The sequence below is a fragment of the Enterobacter sp. C3_dUdeg genome (assembly GCF_057536195.1).
This window is the reverse complement of record NZ_BAAKFX010000017.1, coordinates 64,626-81,551: the sequence shown is the minus strand read 5'-3', so window position 1 is coordinate 81,551 and position 16,926 is coordinate 64,626. Positions and strand designations below refer to the sequence as shown.

Annotated in this window: 16 protein-coding genes and 1 tRNA gene; 11 read left to right on the top strand and 6 right to left on the bottom strand. The window is 56.8% G+C overall.

Annotated elements, in window-relative coordinates; genetic code table 11:
* Nucleotides 1-123 precede the first annotated feature (123 nt).
* A tRNA-Trp gene (locus AC27FC_RS22480) sits at nt 124-199 on the top strand.
* A gap of 97 nt (nt 200-296) precedes the next feature.
* Here the strand turns inward: AC27FC_RS22480 and hdfR are convergent.
* Entirely contained in the window at nt 297-1,118 is an 822-nt protein-coding gene (gene hdfR / locus AC27FC_RS22475; RefSeq protein WP_094935534.1) for an HTH-type transcriptional regulator HdfR, read from the bottom strand.
* A gap of 118 nt (nt 1,119-1,236) precedes the next feature.
* Between hdfR and AC27FC_RS22470 the strand changes: the two genes are divergently transcribed.
* Complete coding sequence (locus AC27FC_RS22470; RefSeq protein ID WP_023309658.1) at nt 1,237-1,575, top strand: MaoP family protein; 339 nt, start codon at nt 1,237-1,239, stop codon at nt 1,573-1,575.
* A gap of 30 nt (nt 1,576-1,605) precedes the next feature.
* On the opposite strand, the gene AC27FC_RS22465 is transcribed toward AC27FC_RS22470, so the two are convergent.
* Nucleotides 1,606-3,126 carry a YifB family Mg chelatase-like AAA ATPase gene (locus AC27FC_RS22465; protein ID WP_048975639.1) on the bottom strand — a complete coding sequence of 507 codons (1,521 nt, stop codon included), beginning with the start codon at nt 3,124-3,126 and terminating at the stop codon, nt 1,606-1,608.
* Between the two features lie 341 nt (nt 3,127-3,467).
* On the opposite strand from AC27FC_RS22465, the gene ilvL reads away from it, so the two are divergent.
* From ilvL to ilvA, 7 genes are all read left to right on the top strand, one after another.
* Nucleotides 3,468-3,566: an ilv operon leader peptide gene (gene ilvL, locus AC27FC_RS22460; protein WP_001311244.1), complete on the top strand. Its 99-nt coding sequence runs from the start codon at nt 3,468-3,470 to the stop codon at nt 3,564-3,566.
* Between the two features lie 86 nt (nt 3,567-3,652).
* Entirely contained in the window at nt 3,653-3,703 is a 51-nt protein-coding gene (gene ilvX, locus AC27FC_RS22455; RefSeq protein WP_166792073.1) for a peptide IlvX, read from the top strand.
* Nucleotides 3,704-3,705: 2 nt separating this feature from the next.
* Nucleotides 3,706-5,352, top strand: coding sequence for an acetolactate synthase 2 catalytic subunit (gene ilvG, locus AC27FC_RS22450; RefSeq protein ID WP_064673098.1), 1,647 nt, complete (start codon nt 3,706-3,708; stop codon nt 5,350-5,352).
* Entirely contained in the window at nt 5,349-5,612 is a 264-nt protein-coding gene (gene ilvM / locus AC27FC_RS22445; RefSeq protein WP_024907956.1) for an acetolactate synthase 2 small subunit, read from the top strand. The genes ilvG and ilvM overlap by 4 nt, the downstream gene beginning before the upstream one ends.
* An 18-nt stretch (nt 5,613-5,630) precedes the next feature.
* On the top strand, nt 5,631-6,560 hold the full coding sequence (ilvE, locus tag AC27FC_RS22440) for a branched-chain-amino-acid transaminase (protein ID WP_023309654.1): 930 nt from the start codon (nt 5,631-5,633) through the stop codon (nt 6,558-6,560).
* Nucleotides 6,561-6,620: 60 nt separating this feature from the next.
* Complete coding sequence (gene ilvD, locus AC27FC_RS22435) at nt 6,621-8,471, top strand: dihydroxy-acid dehydratase (protein ID WP_196355222.1); 1,851 nt, start codon at nt 6,621-6,623, stop codon at nt 8,469-8,471.
* 2 nt (nt 8,472-8,473) lie between these two features.
* Nucleotides 8,474-10,018 carry a threonine ammonia-lyase, biosynthetic gene (ilvA, locus tag AC27FC_RS22430; RefSeq protein WP_024907958.1) on the top strand — a complete coding sequence of 515 codons (1,545 nt, stop codon included), beginning with the start codon at nt 8,474-8,476 and terminating at the stop codon, nt 10,016-10,018.
* On the opposite strand, the gene ilvY is transcribed toward ilvA, so the two are convergent.
* Nucleotides 10,015-10,905, bottom strand: coding sequence for an HTH-type transcriptional activator IlvY (ilvY, locus tag AC27FC_RS22425; protein ID WP_023333829.1), 891 nt, complete (start codon nt 10,903-10,905; stop codon nt 10,015-10,017). The two genes, ilvA and ilvY, sit on opposite strands and share 4 nt — an antisense overlap.
* A 152-nt stretch (nt 10,906-11,057) precedes the next feature.
* On the opposite strand from ilvY, the gene ilvC reads away from it, so the two are divergent.
* Nucleotides 11,058-12,533, top strand: coding sequence for a ketol-acid reductoisomerase (ilvC, locus tag AC27FC_RS22420; RefSeq protein ID WP_023333828.1), 1,476 nt, complete (start codon nt 11,058-11,060; stop codon nt 12,531-12,533).
* 93 nt (nt 12,534-12,626) lie between these two features.
* Here ilvC and ppiC (AC27FC_RS22415) read toward each other — a convergent pair whose 3' ends face one another.
* The gene (gene ppiC / locus AC27FC_RS22415) at nt 12,627-12,908 is read right to left on the bottom strand and encodes a peptidylprolyl isomerase PpiC (RefSeq protein WP_023309650.1); all 282 of its coding nucleotides are present in this window, start codon (nt 12,906-12,908) and stop codon (nt 12,627-12,629) included.
* A 50-nt stretch (nt 12,909-12,958) separates the two neighbouring features.
* Nucleotides 12,959-13,240 (bottom strand): peptidylprolyl isomerase PpiC, encoded by a 282-nt coding sequence (gene ppiC, locus AC27FC_RS22410; protein WP_023309649.1) that lies wholly within the window; start codon nt 13,238-13,240, stop codon nt 12,959-12,961.
* A gap of 112 nt (nt 13,241-13,352) precedes the next feature.
* Here ppiC (AC27FC_RS22410) and rep point away from each other — a divergent pair, with 112 nt between their 5' ends.
* A complete protein-coding gene (gene rep / locus AC27FC_RS22405) occupies nt 13,353-15,377 on the top strand; it encodes a DNA helicase Rep (protein ID WP_023309648.1) in 2,025 nt (674 codons plus the stop codon).
* A gap of 59 nt (nt 15,378-15,436) precedes the next feature.
* Here rep and gppA read toward each other — a convergent pair whose 3' ends face one another.
* Nucleotides 15,437-16,921, bottom strand: coding sequence for a guanosine-5'-triphosphate,3'-diphosphate diphosphatase (gppA, locus tag AC27FC_RS22400; RefSeq protein WP_196355221.1), 1,485 nt, complete (start codon nt 16,919-16,921; stop codon nt 15,437-15,439).
* Nucleotides 16,922-16,926 lie beyond the last annotated feature (5 nt).

Below are 16,926 nucleotides of genomic sequence, written 5' to 3'. Positions count from 1 at the left end.
TAGTTCAGTCGGTTAGAATACCTGCCTGTCACGCAGGGGGTCGCGGGTTCGAGTCCCGTCCGTTCCGCCACTTATTAAGACATTAAGCCTGCCTTGTTGGCAGGCTTAATGGCAAAAAACTTTAGGGGCGTAGCTCAGTTGGTAGAGCACCGGTCTCCAAAACCGGGTGTCGCGAGTTCGAGTCTCTCCGCCCCTGCCATATAGAATCCTTTGCTTCGGCAAAGGATTTTTTTTGCCTGAAATACGGCAGAAAATTCTCTTCTTAATTTCAGCCAGCATCCCTGCTGGCTGATGCATCAATCCATTACATTGATTTTTAAAAGATCTTTTATCTGTGATTGCTTATCACTGTTTTGCAGCCAAATTGCATACAGCGGCCTGGTAAGCGTGGTGGAATCCATCACGGTGTGCAGCCCTGCTTTAGCGTCTGCCCAGCGAACAGGTAACCAGGTACAACCTTTCAGCAGGGACAGCTGCTGACAGGCGATCTCTGCCGAGCTGGTCGTTAACTGCGGAACATCATCAGGTGCAATCAGTCCCGTTTCGTGCTGCTGAAAATCTGGTCCCCATTCCAGGCGTAAATAGGTCAGGTCTGCCTTCATCATCGAAGGTTCGGACGCATAAAGTGCCAGGCCAAACTGGCCCACAATCTGGCTGCTAAATTCGTCCATCTTGGGGGCTTCGGTTGTGATCAGAAGATCAAGCTGGCGCTCATGAAGTTGCTTAACAAGCGACTGCCGTTGCGCAATTCTGGCCTCAAATTGCAGGTGGCCATGTGAATGATACAGTCGGGTAAGCCACTGACTTAGCATGCATTCCCACAGAGAAGCGCTTGCCCCTATCGAGAATTCATTATGCCTCGAAGTATGTGCCACCTCTTTACGTGCTGCCTGCCAGGTATTCATGAGCGTTTCTGCATACGGCAGCAGTTTCTCACCGGCAGGCGTTAAGCGAATATTGTTGCGATGGCGGGTAAAAAGATTCACACCCAGTTGATTTTCCAGCTGTCGAATACGAAAACTGACTGCTGACTGCGTCAGGTAAAGGGCTTCAGCTGCTCGCCCAAAGTGGCGTGTTCTGCTCACTTCAAGGAAAGTTTTAAGCAATTCCGTATCCACATCTTTCTCCGCAAAATTATTTGTCGTTATGATTTAAATGTTTTGTTTTACACTCTGTCAAGCGTAACTAATACTCCGCGCCATAAATAGCTCGGCCAAAGAATTAGGAGCGTGTAGGATGGCGGAAAGCTTTACGACGACTAATCGTTTTTTCGACAATAAACATTATCCGCGCGGGTTCTCTCGTCACGGCGATTTCACCATCAAAGAAGCTCAACTGCTTGAGCGCCATGGTTATGCCTTTAACGAGCTGGATCTGGGGAAGCGTGAACCTGCTACCGAAGACGAGAAACAGTTTGTTTCTGTTTGCCGTGGTGAGCGTGAGCCGGAGTCAGAAGCGGAACGTGTATGGATCAAGTACATGGCGCGAATTAAGCGTCCAAAGCGCTTCCATACGCTGTCTGGCGGCAAGCCGCAGATGGAAGGTGCAGAAGACTACACCGAGTCTGATGACTAAAATGAAGAGAAGGGGCTACGGCCCCTTTTTTTATGCCAGCAATTTCTGCAAATGCAGCAGCAAACGATCGATAGCGCGGTAGCTCAGCGCCTCCTGCAAATGTTTCCTCTCAATGTCAGTGCACCCCTCTACGTCAGCAATAGTTCTGGCCACCTTCAGCAAACGCTGCCACGCACGTATGGACAGCCCGAACCGCGTTAACGTCTCTTCCAGCCATCCCGCATCCTCAACGTTAAGTGAACAAAACTGCCGGATCCCGGCATTATCCAGCCGTGCATTCAGCCTGTTCTGACGAGCGTACTGCCGTGTCTGGGCTGCAATCACCCGTTCGCGTACCTCCGCTGAGCTTTCACCCGTTATGCCCGTTTGCCTGAGCAGACCCGGCGGGGGAAGGGGAATTTCGAGGGATAAATCGAAACGGTCGAGGAACGGGCCGGATAACTTACCCAGATAGCGCAACGTTTGCTCTGGTGTACAGCGGTTATGGTTGCCCTGGTAGTGACCCGTCGGGCTGGGATTCATCGCCGCGACCAGCTGAAACTGTGCGGGATAGCTTATTTTGGCTCTCGTGCGTGAGATATGTATCTCACCGGATTCAATGGGCTCCCTCAGTGCATCCAGCACACGGCGCTCAAATTCAGGCAGTTCATCAAGAAACAGAATGCCATTGTGTGCCAGCGAGATCTCTCCCGGCCCCGGAATCGCCCCGCCGCCGACCATTGCCGTCAGTGAAGCGCTATGATGCGGGGAACGAAAAGGACGACGGCGCCACTGTTTTTGCAACGACGTCGAACTGATAAGGCTATATATGGCGGCACTTTCCAGCGCTTCATGATTATTGAGCGGTGGAAGTAACCCACTCAACCTGCTTGCCAGCATGGTTTTACCCGTACCTGGCGGGCCAATTAACAGAAGATTGTGTCCACCTGCCGCCGTAATCTCCAGCGCCCGTTTCCCTTGCTCCTGTCCCATAATCTCGCTGAGATCCTCTGGTGCATCCGCTATAACATCATCACACTCCTCCGGCTCGGACAGTTCATGCCGCCCTTCCAGCCAGGCACAAACTTCCTGTAAATGCCCGGCGATGAGACACCCCTTCTCGGCGATAAGACTCACTTCTGATGCGTTTTCATTGGCGACAATGATTTGCCGCCCTGCTCGTATGGCTTCCAGCGCTCCCGATATCGCACCGGGAACGCCTCTTAATGCGCCTGTGAGCGCGAGTTCGCCAACGAACTCATACGAGCCTAGCCGTGTCGTATTAAGCTGCTCAGAAGCCGCGAGAAGGGCAATTGCGATAGGTAAATCGTATCGTCCCCCCTCTTTAGGCAGATCGGCGGGGGCAAGGTTGATGGTGATCTTCTTCGCGGGGAAGGTATAACCGCTATTTATTATTGCGCTGCGAACGCGATCCCTGGCCTCTTTAACCGTCGTTTCAGGTAACCCGACAAGCGTGAGTCCAGGTAGCCCATTGCTCAAATGAACCTCGACGGAAATAAGCGGTGCCTTTACCCCGAGAGCCGCACGCGTATAAACAACTGACAGTGACATTTGCACTACCTCCTGGTGTGACTATGCCAGCGCCTATTTTGTCTGTTTAGCGTCATTTTGCGAATTTACGCCGCCTGTTCAGAGATTTTAAACACACAATGAAACCCTTTCATAACCGTGGAAGCCTCCTCGCAGAATATAAAAAGCCCCGTTTTGACGCTTAAAACCGCAGTAAAAAAATGAAAAATATTCATTTTCTAATTTCCGTATATAAAACAACGGTTTTAAGAAATATGATTCGCGGCCTAATCAAATCCGTCATAAATAAATCTTGTGTTTGATTTAAAAACTGTGATAACTCTTTAGGTATTCCTTCGAACAAGATGCAAAAAGAACTGAAAATGACAGCCCTTCTACGAGTGATTAGCCTGGTCGTGATTAGCGTGGTGGTGATTATTATCCCACCGTGCGGGGCTGCACTTGGACGAGGAAAGGCTTAGAAATCAAGCCTTAACGAACTAAGACCCCCGCACCGAAAGGTCCGGGGGTTTTTTTATGACTAAAAAACGTAAATGAGGAGCAGAGAATGACGACTAGCACAAAATTCTGTTTCTCCCGATTTATGACGGGGAACTAACTATGAATGGGGCACAGTGGGTAGTACATGCGTTGCGCGCGCAGGGAGTCGAAACCGTATTCGGTTATCCGGGTGGCGCAATTATGCCGATTTACGATGCACTGTATGACGGCGGCGTGGAACATCTCTTGTGCCGACACGAGCAGGGCGCAGCGATGGCAGCCATTGGCTACGCCCGCGCGACCGGTAAAACCGGCGTGTGTATGGCGACTTCAGGCCCGGGCGCAACGAACCTGATCACCGGCCTGGCTGACGCGCTGCTGGATTCCGTTCCCGTTGTCGCCATCACCGGGCAGGTGGCGTCTCCGTTCATCGGTACCGATGCTTTCCAGGAAGTTGACGTCCTCGGTTTATCGCTGGCCTGCACCAAACACAGCTTCCTCGTCCAGTCTCTGGAAGAGCTGCCGCGCGTAATGGCAGAAGCGTTCGATGTGGCAAACTCCGGTCGTCCCGGTCCGGTTCTGGTTGATATCCCGAAAGATATCCAGGTGGCACTCGGCGATCTGGAACCGCACTTCTCTACCGTTGAAAGCGACGATGCCTTTCCGGAAGCGGAAGTTGAAGAGGCCCGTCAGATGCTGGCCCAGGCGAAACAGCCGATGCTGTACGTCGGCGGTGGCGTAGGCATGGCGCAGGCCGTTCCTGCCCTGCGCGAATTTATCGCAACAACGCAGATGCCAGCGACCTGCACGCTGAAAGGTCTCGGTGCAGTCGACGCGGATTACCCCTACTATCTGGGCATGCTGGGGATGCACGGCACCAAAGCGGCAAACCTGGCGGTGCAGGAGTGCGATCTGCTCATCGCTGTAGGGGCCCGTTTTGACGACCGCGTTACCGGCAAGCTGAATACCTTTGCGCCGAACGCCAAAGTCATTCATATGGATATCGACCCGGCGGAGATGAACAAGCTGCGTCAGGCGCATGTCGCCTTGCAGGGCGATCTCAACGCGCTGTTACCGGCATTGCAGCAGCCGCTGGATATCAGCGCATGGCGTCAGCACACCGCAGACATGCGCGCCGAGCACGCCTGGCGTTACGACCATCCCGGCGAGGCCATCTACGCGCCGCTGCTGTTGAAGCAGTTGTCCGACCGTAAACCGGCTGACAGCGTCGTCACTACCGACGTAGGCCAGCACCAGATGTGGTCCGCGCAGCACATGACCTACACCCGTCCGGAAAACTTCATCACCTCCAGCGGGTTAGGGACGATGGGCTTCGGTCTGCCGGCAGCCGTTGGCGCGCAGGTTGCCCGCCCGAACGATACCGTTATCTGTATCTCCGGTGACGGCTCCTTCATGATGAACGTTCAGGAGCTCGGCACCGTTAAGCGCAAGCAGTTGCCGCTGAAGATCGTGTTGCTCGACAACCAGCGTTTAGGGATGGTTCGCCAGTGGCAACAGCTGTTCTTCCAGGAGCGCTACAGCGAAACGACTCTCACCGATAACCCCGATTTCCTCACCCTGGCCAGCGCCTTCGGCATCCCTGGTCAGCACATCACCCGTAAAGATCAGGTTGAAGCGGCGCTCGACACCATGCTGAACAGCGATGGGCCTTACCTGCTTCATGTCTCAATCGACGAACTCGAGAACGTCTGGCCGTTGGTACCGCCTGGTGCCAGTAACTCACAAATGATGGAGAAATTATCATGATGCAGCATCAGGTCGCCGTACAGGCTCGCTTCAACCCGGAAACCTTAGAACGCGTTTTGCGTGTGGTGCGTCATCGTGGTTTTCAGATTTGCTCTATGAATATGGAGACGGCCACTGACGCCCGGAATATCAGTATCGAATTAACCGTTGCCAGCCCGCGGTCGGTCGACTTACTGTTTAGTCAGTTATCAAAGCTGGTAGACGTTGCCCATGTTGCCATCTGCCAGAGCACAACCACATCACAACAAATCCGCGCTTAAGCGTGACAGGACGAAAAAATGACGACAAAAAAAGCTGATTACATTTGGTTCAACGGTGAGATGGTTCGCTGGGAGGACGCGAAGGTCCACGTGATGTCCCACGCGCTGCACTACGGTACCTCCGTATTTGAAGGCATCCGCTGCTACGATTCTCACAAAGGGCCAGTGGTGTTCCGCCATCGCGAACACATGCAGCGTCTGCATGACTCAGCCAAAATTTATCGTTTCCCGGTTTCTCAAAGCGTCGATGAGCTGATGGAAGCCTGCCGCGACGTTATCCGTAAAAACAACCTGACCAGCGCCTATATTCGTCCGCTGGTGTTCGTGGGCGACGTCGGCATGGGCGTGAACCCGCCAGCCGGCTATACCACAGATGTGATCATTGCCGCGTTCCCGTGGGGTGCTTACCTGGGTGCAGAAGCCCTGGAGCAGGGGATCGACGCAATGGTCTCTTCCTGGAACCGCGTGGCGCCAAACACCATCCCGACCGCCGCGAAAGCAGGCGGTAACTATCTCTCCTCATTGCTGGTCGGTAGCGAAGCGCGCCGCCACGGCTATCAGGAAGGTATCGCCCTCGACGTAAATGGCTACATCTCTGAAGGTGCGGGTGAAAACCTGTTTGAAGTGAAAGACGGCATTTTGTTCACGCCGCCGTTCACCTCGTCCGCGCTGCCGGGCATCACCCGCGACGCCATCATCAAGCTGGCGAAAGATCTGGGTATCGAAGTGCGCGAGCAGGTACTGTCCCGCGAATCCCTGTATCTGGCGGATGAAGTGTTTATGTCCGGTACGGCGGCTGAAATCACGCCGGTACGCAGCGTGGACGGTATCCAGGTGGGTGAAGGCCGCTGTGGCCCGGTCACCAAACGTATTCAGCAAGCGTTCTTTGGCCTCTTCACCGGCGAAACAGAAGATAAATACGGCTGGTTGGATCAGGTTAACCACTAAGCATAAATTTGGGACGGCACGCACCGTCCCATTAAATAGTCAGACGGGAGTCAATAAAGCATGCCTAAGTATCGTTCAGCCACCACCACCCACGGCCGTAATATGGCGGGAGCCCGCGCCCTGTGGCGCGCCACCGGAATGACCGACGCCGATTTCGGCAAGCCGATTATCGCCGTGGTGAACTCCTTCACCCAGTTTGTACCGGGCCACGTGCACCTGCGCGATCTCGGTAAGCTGGTTGCCGAGCAAATCGAAGCCTCCGGCGGCGTGGCGAAAGAGTTCAACACCATTGCGGTGGATGACGGTATCGCGATGGGGCACGGGGGCATGCTCTATTCACTGCCGTCGCGCGAGCTGATCGCCGACTCCGTAGAGTATATGGTTAACGCCCACTGCGCCGATGCGATGGTCTGCATCTCCAACTGCGACAAAATCACCCCGGGGATGCTGATGGCCTCCCTGCGCCTGAACATTCCGGTGATCTTCGTCTCCGGCGGCCCGATGGAAGCGGGGAAAACCAAGCTCTCCGACAAAATCATCAAGCTCGACCTGGTCGATGCGATGATCCAGGGCGCGGACCCGAAAGTCTCTGACGAGCAGAGCGATCAGGTGGAACGCTCCGCGTGTCCGACCTGCGGCTCCTGTTCCGGTATGTTCACCGCCAACTCCATGAACTGCCTGACCGAAGCGCTGGGCCTGTCTCAGCCGGGCAACGGTTCGCTGCTGGCGACCCACGCCGACCGTAAGCAGCTGTTCCTCAACGCCGGTAAGCGCATCGTTGAGCTGACCAAACGCTACTACGAGCAGGACGACGCCAGCGCGCTGCCGCGCAACATTGCCAGTAAAGCCGCGTTCGAAAACGCCATGACGCTGGATATCGCCATGGGCGGCTCCACCAACACCGTACTGCACCTGCTGGCCGCCGCGCAGGAAGCCGAAATCGACTTCACCATGAGCGACATCGATAAGCTGTCCCGCAAAGTCCCGCAGCTGTGTAAGGTCGCGCCGAGTACCCAGAAGTACCATATGGAAGACGTACACCGCGCGGGCGGCGTGCTGGGCATTTTGGGCGAGCTGGATCGCGCCGGGCTGCTGAACCGTGAAGTGAAAAACGTGCTCGGCCTGACGCTGCCTGAGTCGCTGGACCAGTACGACGTGATGCTGACCAAAGACGACGCGGTGAAAAAGATGTTCCGCGCCGGTCCAGCGGGTATTCGTACCACCCAGGCGTTCTCGCAGGACTGTCGCTGGGATACCCTGGACGATGACCGCGCCGAAGGCTGCATCCGCTCGCTGGAACATGCCTATAGCAAAGACGGCGGTCTGGCCGTGCTGTACGGTAACTTCGCGGAAAACGGCTGCATCGTGAAAACCGCAGGCGTGGACGACAGCATCCTGAAATTCACCGGTCCGGCGAAGGTATACGAAAGCCAGGATGAAGCGGTAGACGCCATCCTCGGTGGCAAAGTGGTGGAAGGCGACGTGGTTGTCATTCGCTACGAAGGGCCGAAAGGCGGCCCGGGCATGCAGGAGATGCTCTACCCAACCACCTTCCTGAAATCCATGGGACTCGGTAAGGCGTGTGCGCTGATCACCGACGGACGTTTCTCCGGCGGCACCTCCGGCCTCTCTATCGGCCACGTTTCGCCGGAAGCGGCAAGCGGCGGCAACATCGCCATCATCGAAGACGGCGACCTGATCGAAATCGACATTCCGAATCGCGGCATTCAGCTGAAGCTGAGCGACCAGGAAATTGCGGCCCGTCGTGAAGCGCAGGAAGTCCGCGGCGACAAAGCCTGGACGCCGAAAGACCGCCAGCGTGAAGTCTCCTTCGCCCTGCGCGCCTACGCGAGCCTTGCCACCAGTGCAGATAAAGGCGCGGTGCGCGATAAATCTAAACTTGGGGGCTAATGATGGCCGAGTCACAACCCTTATCCGCCGCCCCTGAGGGGGCGGAATACCTGAGAGCGGTGCTACGCGCGCCGGTCTATGAAGCCGTGCAGGTCACGCCCCTGCAGAAAATGGAAAAACTCTCTTCGCGCCTCGACAACGTCATTCTGGTGAAGCGCGAAGACCGCCAGCCGGTGCACAGCTTTAAGCTGCGCGGCGCCTACGCGATGATGGCCGGGCTGACCGACGAGCAGAAAGCGCGCGGCGTGATTACCGCGTCTGCGGGCAACCACGCCCAGGGCGTGGCGTTCTCGTCTGCTCGTCTGGGGCTGAAAGCGCTGATCGTGATGCCGGTTGCGACCGCAGATATCAAAGTCGACGCAGTGCGCGGTTTCGGCGGCGAAGTGCTGCTCCACGGCGCCAACTTTGACGAAGCCAAAGCCAAAGCGATTGAACTGGCGCAGCAGCAGGGCTTTACCTGGGTGCCGCCGTTCGATCATCCGATGGTGATTGCCGGGCAGGGCACGCTGGCGCTGGAACTGCTGCAGCAGGATGCCCATCTCGACCGCGTCTTCGTCCCGGTAGGCGGCGGTGGCCTGGCCGCAGGCGTGGCGGTGCTGATCAAACAGCTGATGCCGCAGATCAAAGTCATTGCCGTTGAAGCGGAAGACTCTGCCTGCCTGAAAGCGGCGCTGGATGCCGGGCATCCTGTGGACCTGCCGCGCGTCGGGCTGTTTGCCGAGGGCGTGGCGGTGAAGCGTATTGGGGATGAAACCTTCCGCCTGTGCCAGGAGTATCTCGATGATATCGTCACGGTTGATAGCGACGCCATCTGCGCGGCGATGAAGGATCTGTTCGAGGATGTGCGTGCGGTGGCGGAACCGTCAGGCGCGCTGGCGCTGGCGGGGATGAAAAAATACATCGCGCAGCACAACATTCGCGGCGAGCGGCTGGCGCACGTGCTGTCTGGTGCCAACGTGAACTTCCACGGCCTGCGCTACGTTTCCGAGCGCTGCGAGCTGGGGGAACAGCGGGAAGCGCTGCTGGCGGTGACGATTCCTGAAGAGAAGGGCAGCTTCCTGAAGTTCTGCCAGCTGCTGGGCGGCCGTTCGGTGACGGAGTTCAACTACCGTTTTGCCGATGCCAAAGACGCCTGCATTTTTGTCGGCGTGCGTCTGAGCCGCGGCGTCGAGGAGCGCAAAGAGATCCTCAACCTGCTGCATGAGGGCGGCTACAGCGTGGTCGATCTCTCTGACGATGAGATGGCGAAGCTGCACGTGCGCTACATGGTCGGCGGGCGTCCATCGAAGCCGCTCAGGGAACGTCTGTTTAGCTTCGAGTTCCCGGAATCACCGGGCGCGCTGCTCAAGTTCCTGCACACGCTGGGCACGCACTGGAACATCTCTCTGTTCCACTACCGCAGCCACGGCACCGACTATGGCCGCGTGCTGGCGGCGTTCGAACTGGGCGAGCACGAGCCGGATTTCGAAACGCGGCTGAACGAGCTGGGCTATGAGTGTCACGACGAAACCCATAACCCGGCCTTCCGCTTCTTCCTGGCAGGCTAGTGGTTCGGCAATATCGTCCAGAACGCATCAATAAGCGGCTCATGCAGCCGCTTTTTTTGTGCGCACACGCCAAGCTCAAACGGCGTCTTCTCGTCGCTGCGCTCCAGAATCATCACGCGATTGCGCACCGGTTCGGGGCTGTTTTCCAGCACCACTTCCGGCAGCAGCGCCACGCCGCAGCCCAGCGCCACCATCGACACCATCGCCTCATGGCCGCTGACCGTGGCGTAAATCGACGGGTTGCTGATTTTCTGACGGCGGAACCACAGCTCGATGCGGCGACGCACCGGCCCCTGATCGGCCATGATAAACGGCACCGTCGACCAGTCCGGTTTTTCCACCGACACCTGATTGCGCACCGGGCAGGGCAGCGCCGGGGCAATCAGTACCACCGCCAGATTCTCAAGCATTGAGAATGCCACCGCGCCCGGCAGGGTTTCAGGTTTCCCGGCAATGGCGAGATCTGCTTCGCCCGTCACCACTTTTTCCATTGCGTCGGAGGCGTCGCCGGTGGTGAGCTTAATTTCAACCGACGGATGCGCCGCGCGGAAGCGGTCAAGAATGGGCGGCAGATGGCTGTAGGCGGCGGTCACGGAGCAGAAAATATGCAGCTCGCCGGAAAGCGACGGCCCCTGCTGGTCAATTGAGTGTCGCAGCTGCTGGTACTGTAGCAGCGTCTGCTGGGCAAAAATGCGCAGCTCTTCACCCGCTTCCGTGAGGGTGACGGTGCGGTTATCGCGCACGAACAGCGGCTGGCCGAGGTCCTCCTCAAGGCGCTGGATCTGGCGTGAAAGCGTGGAGGGGCTAACGTGCATCGCCCGGGCGCTGCGGCCAAAATGGCGGCTTTCCGCCAGGTGCAGGAACATTTTCAGATCGCGTAAATCCACCGATTCCACTCCCTCTTTTTACATTGCAAAAATTGCAATATGACGTTGTGAATATATCAATTTCCGCAATAAATTTCCTGTTGTAATGTGGGTACATTCTCGCTGAAACGCGAACCGAACAATAAGACACACAACATCACGAGGTATCACCCATGGCTAACTACTTTAATACACTGAACTTGCGCCAGCAGCTGGCGCAGCTGGGCAAATGCCGCTTCATGGCGCGCGATGAATTTGCCGATGGCGCGAGCTACCTTCAGGGTAAAAAAGTGGTCATCGTCGGCTGTGGCGCACAGGGTCTGAACCAGGGCCTGAACATGCGTGACTCCGGTCTGGATATCTCCTACGCCCTGCGCAAAGAAGCGATTGCTGAGAAGCGTGCTTCCTGGCGCAAAGCGACCGAAAACGGCTTCAAAGTGGGTACCTACGAAGAGCTGATCCCGCAGGCGGATCTGGTGGTTAACCTGACCCCGGACAAGCAGCACTCTGACGTTGTGCGTTCCGTACAGCCGCTGATGAAAGACGGCGCCGCGCTGGGTTACTCCCACGGCTTCAACATCGTTGAAGTGGGCGAGCAGATCCGTAAAGACATCACCGTGGTGATGGTGGCACCGAAGTGCCCGGGTACGGAAGTACGCGAAGAGTACAAACGTGGCTTCGGCGTGCCGACCCTGATCGCGGTTCACCCGGAAAACGATCCGAAAGGCGAAGGTATGGCGATTGCCAAAGCGTGGGCAGCGGCGACCGGCGGCCACCGTGCGGGCGTTCTGGAATCGTCCTTCGTTGCCGAAGTGAAATCTGACCTGATGGGCGAGCAGACCATTCTGTGCGGCATGCTGCAGGCCGGTTCTCTGCTGTGCTTTGACAAGCTGGTGGAAGAAGGTACCGACCCGGCCTACGCGGAAAAACTGATCCAGTTCGGCTGGGAAACCATCACCGAAGCGCTGAAGCAGGGCGGTATTACGCTGATGATGGATCGTCTGTCCAACCCGGCAAAACTGCGTGCTTACGCGCTGTCTGAACAGCTGAAAACCATCATGGCACCGCTGTTCCAGAAACATATGGACGACATCATCTCCGGCGAATTCTCTTCCGGCATGATGGCGGACTGGGCGAACGACGATAAAAACCTGCTGACCTGGCGTGAAGAGACCGGTAAAACCGCGTTCGAAACCGCGCCACAGTATGAAGGTAAAATCGGCGAGCAGGAGTACTTTGATAAAGGCGTACTGATGATCGCCATGGTGAAAGCAGGCGTTGAGCTGGCGTTCGAAACCATGGTGGATTCCGGCATCATCGAAGAGTCCGCGTACTACGAATCTCTGCACGAGCTGCCGCTGATCGCGAACACCATCGCCCGTAAGCGTCTGTACGAAATGAACGTGGTGATCTCTGATACCGCAGAATACGGTAACTACCTGTTCTCTTATGCCTGCGTACCGCTGCTGAAAGAGTTTATGACCACTCTGCAGACGGGCGATCTGGGCAAAGCGATTGCGGAAGGCGCAGTGGATAACGCGCAGCTGCGCGATGTGAACGAAGCGATTCGCAGCCACCAGATCGAGAAAGTGGGTCACAAACTGCGTGGCTACATGACCGATATGAAGCGTATCGCGGTAGCGGGTTAACACCTGGTGCGGGCTGATGCCCTCACCCCGCCCCTCTCCCACTGGGAGAGGGTGCAAACATTCAAGGCCTTCTCTAAGAGAAGGCCTTGCTGTTTATTTCCGATACAGCACTTTGATAATGTGATAACCGAACTGGGTGTGCAGCGGGCCGGTTGGCTCCAGCACCGGGCAGGAGAACACCACTTTATCGAACGCCGGAACCATCTGGCCCTGGCGGAACTCACCCAGATCGCCGCCGCGTTTGCCTGACGGGCAGATGGAGTGCTTCTTCGCCAGCTTGCCGAAGTCGGCACCGTTTTTAATCTGCTCCAGAAGATCTAAAGCCAGTTTCTCTTCTTTAACAAGGATGTGCACTGCTGCTGCTGTTTTTGCCATGATCGTGCCTTGAATAGGTTGAAATAAATCGGGGCGCAATATACCACGCGTCAGCGGCGATAAAGCACCTTAATGATATGGTAGCCAAATTTGGTTTTTACCGGGCCGTAGGGCTTCAGAAGCGGGCAGCTAAAGACCGCCCGATCGAACGGGCCGACCATCGCACCTTGTTGAAACTCGCCGAGATCCCCGCCATTGCGCCCGGACGGGCATTTAGAGTAGCGCTTTGCCAGATGATCAAAGCTGATGCCGCGCTCCAGCTTGGCCAGGATCTCCTGGGCCAGTTTCTCTTCTTTTACCAGAATATGCAGGGCTGCTGCGGTCTTTTTCATAGTTCTGCTCTACGGGTTAAACGCGATTTCTCCACTTTATCATTAGCCAGTAAATCTGCGCCCGGCTTTCTGCTACAATCCACTCCCCGTTCGAAGATTGAGCAACACTCCCATGCGTTTAAACCCTGGACAACAACAAGCGGTCGAATTCGTTACTGGACCATGCCTGGTGCTGGCAGGGGCCGGTTCGGGTAAAACCCGCGTGATCACCAACAAAATCGCCCATTTGATCCACAACTGCGGATATCAGGCGCGACACATTGCGGCGGTCACCTTTACCAATAAAGCGGCGCGCGAGATGAAAGAGCGCGTCGGCCAGACGCTGGGCCGTAAAGAGGCGCGCGGCCTGATGATCTCCACCTTCCACACGCTGGGGCTGGATATCATCAAACGCGAGTATGCGGCGCTGGGAATGAAGTCCAACTTCTCGCTTTTTGACGATACCGATCAGGTGGCGCTGCTCAAAGAGCTCACCGAGGGGCTGATCGAAGATGACAAGGTGCTGTTGCAGCAGCTGATCTCGACGATCTCGAACTGGAAAAACGATCTGATGACGCCGGCCCAGGCCGCGGCGATCGCCAAAGGCGAACGGGATCGGATTTTCGCCCACTGCTACGGTCTGTACGATGCGCATATGAAAGCGTGCAACGTGCTGGACTTTGACGATCTGATCCTGCTGCCCACGCTGCTGCTGCAGCGCAATGAAGAGGTGCGCGAGCGCTGGCAGAATAAAATCCGCTACCTGCTGGTGGATGAATATCAGGACACCAACACCAGCCAGTACGAGCTGGTGAAGCTGCTGGTGGGGCAGCGCGCGCGTTTCACCGTGGTAGGCGATGACGACCAGTCAATTTACTCCTGGCGCGGTGCACGCCCACAAAACCTGGTGCTGCTGAGCAAAGATTTCCCCGCCCTGCAGGTGATTAAGCTGGAGCAAAACTACCGCTCCTCCGGGCGTATCCTGAAGGCGGCAAATATCCTGATTGCCAATAACCCGCACGTATTTGAGAAGCGTCTCTTCTCCGAACTGGGCTACGGCACGGAGCTGAAAGTGCTCAGCGCCAACAATGAGGATCATGAAGCGGAGCGCGTGACGGGCGAACTCATCGCTCACCACTTCGTCAACAAAACCGAATATAAGGATTACGCGATCCTCTATCGCGGCAATCACCAGTCGCGCGTCTTTGAAAAGATGCTGATGCAGAACCGCATTCCGTACAAAATCTCGGGCGGCACGTCGTTCTTCTCGCGGCCAGAAATCAAAGATCTGCTGGCCTATCTTCGCGTGCTCACAAACCCGGATGATGACAGCGCGTTTCTGCGCATCGTGAATACGCCTAAACGCGAGATTGGCCCGGCGACGCTGCAAAAGCTCGGCGAGTGGGCGATGACCCGCAACAAAAGTATGTTTACCGCCAGCTTCGACATGGGGCTGAGCCAGACGTTAACCGGACGCGGGTATGACTCGTTAACCCGCTTCACCCACTGGCTTGGCGAAGTGCAGCGTCTCGCGGAGCGCGAGCCGGTGGCGGCAGTGCGCGATCTCATTCACGGCATCGACTATGAGTCCTGGCTGTATGAAACCTCAGCCAGCCCGAAGGCGGCTGAGATGCGCATGAAAAACGTTAACCAGCTCTTCAGCTGGATGACCGAAATGCTGGAGGGCTCTGAAATCGACGAGCCGATGACCCTGACGCAGGTGGTCACTCGCTTTACCCTGCGCGACATGATGGAGCGCGGCGAGAGCGAAGAAGAGGCCGATCAGGTTCAGCTGATGACGCTGCATGCGTCAAAAGGGCTGGAGTTCCCGTATGTGTATCTGGTCGGCATGGAAGAGGGATTGTTGCCGCACCAGAGCAGCATTGATGAAGACAACGTCGACGAGGAGCGCCGTCTGGCCTACGTGGGGATCACCCGCGCGCAGAAAGAGCTGACGTTTACGCTGTGTAAAGAGCGCCGCCAGTACGGTGAACTGGTTCGCCCGGAGCCGAGTCGTTTCCTGCTGGAACTGCCGCAGGATGACCTGATCTGGGAACAGGAGCGCAAAGTGATTACCGCAGAAGAGCGGATGCACAAGGGACAGGCTAACGTGGCGAACATACGCGCTATGCTGGCAAAAGCCAAAGAAAAAGGATGAGTCCGGAGGGACCTGTTGGCCGGGTAAGGCGAAGCCGCCACCCGGCACTGTTCAGCGTATTACTTTACTTCCAGCACCCAGTGCACGTAGCTCTGCCACTGGCACTCCTGCTCGATCATTTCAGCCCCTAATGGGTGACGATCAATCCAGTTCTCCGGCAGCGTCAGCGAAAGCTTCTCGTCATCGGCCACCAGATTAATGGCCGGCAGCAAATCATCGCGGCGGCGGCTGGCAAACAGGATCGCCAGACGCAGCAGGCGGCACAGATGCTCGGCCACGCGCGGCGGTACGGCGTTTTGCTGATGCAAAGAGGAGAGATCGACGGCGTTGGTCTGGTTCAGCAGCAGCGTGGCCAGCAATTTTTTCTGCGCAGGCGTATAGCCCGGTAAATCCAGGTTTCGCACCAGATACGCTGCATGAGCCGGTGCCTGCTTAAAATCAATGCTCAGCCCCACTTCATGTAGCGCACAGGCGCTCAGCAGTAAATCCCGGCTCAGATGGTCAAGATCCCAGACGTTAGCAACCTGATCGGCGAAGCGTGACGCCAGCTGCGATACGCGTCCTGCCTGATCGATATCAACCAGAAACCGACGCTGAACGTTGCGCAGGGTACGACTGCGGATATCCTGATCGACCGACAGATGTAACATCCCGTAGACCAGACCTTCGCGCAGCGCGCCGCCGGCCAGAGTCATACACTGGATGTTCAGCTCAGTGAAAATGGCGATAAGAATAGCCAGCCCGCTCGGGAAGACCAGCGCGCGTTCCAGCGTCAGGCCTTCAATTTCCAGTTCTTCCAGGCGTCCGCACTGAATGGCGCGCTGTTTCAGCTGCTGAAGTTTGGCAAGCGTAATCCGCTCGTCCATTCCCTGCGCCATCATGATTTCCTGCAGAGCCTGCACGGTACCCGAGGCACCCACGCAGACTTTCCAGCCGTGATAGCGCAGCTCGTCCATCACCGGGCGTAATACCTCGCGCGCGGCGTTTTCTGCCTCGTCGAAGTTCTCTTTCGCCAGGTTCCGATCGGTAAAGTAGCGCTCAAGCCAGGTCACGCAGCCCATCGACAGGCTGAACAGCGACGTTGCCTGCGCGCCGGTGCCGGTCACAAGCTCGGTACTGGCACCGCCGATATCCACCACCAGACGGCGATCGTCACCTCCCGTGGTGTGCGCAACGCCCTGGTAAATCAGGCGAGCCTCTTCTTCACCGCTGATAACCTGTACCGGACAACCCAGAATTTCCTGCGCTCTGACAATGAAATCCACGGCGTTGACCGCCAGGCGGAGTGTCGCAGTGGCGACAACGGTAATTTGGGCGTGCGGGATATCCTGCAGACGTTCGGCAAAGAGCCGCAGACACTGCCAGCCACGTTCCATGGCTTCAGGGGAGAGGTGATTATCGCTGCTCAGGCCCGCCGCGAGGCGGACCTTGCGCTTGATGCGCGTCAGCGTTTGTATGCTTCCCGCCACCTCGCGCACAACCAGCATATGAAAACTATTCGAACCGAGATCAATTGCCGCATAAAGCGAGGTGGAGCTGAGCATATTTT